Source organism: Ideonella sp. P3_A4 (assembly GCF_056403075.1).
Genome location: NZ_JBFUGE010001155.1, coordinates 1 through 1,075 on the forward strand (window position 1 = coordinate 1; position 1,075 = coordinate 1,075).

Consider the following 1,075-nt stretch of genomic DNA (forward strand, 5'->3'; position numbering starts at 1 on the left):
CGCCTGGGCCGCTCTCGTCAGTGCCACCTATGGCGGCCTGTTCCTGCTGCTGGCCAGCTCATCGTTCATCTACATCGGCGTGCTCGGCCTGTCGCCGTGGGGCTTCGGCCTGGCGATGGCCTCAGCCTCGCTGTCGTACATGGCAGCAACCTTCTACTGCCGCCGACTGCTGGTCCGCCGCGGCCTGGCTGGCGCCGTGCGGCTCGCGGGCTTCTTCACACTGGCGGGCGGGCTGGGCATGGCGGGCCTGGCGCTGTCCGGCAGCCACAGTCTGGCCGGCGTGCTGGTGGCGCATTGGCTCTACAACTTCGGCCACGGCATCCACCAGCCCTGCGGGCAAGCCGGTGCGGTCGGGCCGTTCCCCAAGATGGCGGGCGTGGCATCCGCGCTCGCCGGCTTCTTGCTCGCCGTGGTGGCTGTCGCCATTGGCCTGTGGCTGGGCCAGGCGCTCGACGGCACCCTCCGTCCGCTAGGCCTGGGCCTCGCGTTCTTCGCCGTGGCCACCACCACGATCGCGTGGACGCTGGTGCAGCGCGACGGCGAGCGCTTCGAATTGGCCCCCACCTGATGACGGACAGCACCGTCGACTGGATCGGCCTGGCTGGCCCCACGGCTTCGGGCAAGACCGGGCTTGCGCTGAAGCTGGCCGCCGAGCTGCCACTGGAAATCGTCAGCGTCGATTCGGCCCTGGTCTACCGCGGCATGGACATCGGCACCGCGAAGCCGACACCGGCGGAACTGGCTGCCGTGCCGCACCACTTGATCGACATCCTCGACCCAGCCGAGTCCTACTCAGCCGCGCAGTTCGCGGCCGATGCGCAGCGGCTGATCGCCGACATCCGCACCCGCGGCAAACTGCCACTGCTGGTCGGCGGCACGATGCTGTACTTCAAGGCATTGATCGACGGCATTGACGAGCTCCCCCCCGCCGATGCGACGGTTCGCGCCGCGCTGGACGCCGAAGCCGCCGCGCAAGGCTGGCCAGCGCTGCACGCTGAGCTGGCCCGTGTCGACCCCATCACCGCCGCCCGCCTGGCACCGAACGATGCACAGCGCATCCAGCGTGCGCTCGATG

2 protein-coding genes are annotated in these 1,075 nt (G+C 70.0%); both read left to right on the forward strand.

Translation table 11 applies throughout. The features are described from left to right. A partial coding sequence (locus AC1DYI_RS36600; RefSeq protein ID WP_477208983.1) for an MFS transporter occupies positions 1–568 on the forward strand: 568 nt, incomplete at its 5' end. Continuing rightward, positions 568–1,075: tRNA (adenosine(37)-N6)-dimethylallyltransferase MiaA (gene miaA, locus AC1DYI_RS36605; RefSeq protein ID WP_477208984.1), on the forward strand; the 508-nt coding region annotated here is incomplete at its 3' end. The genes AC1DYI_RS36600 and miaA, both read left to right, overlap by 1 nt.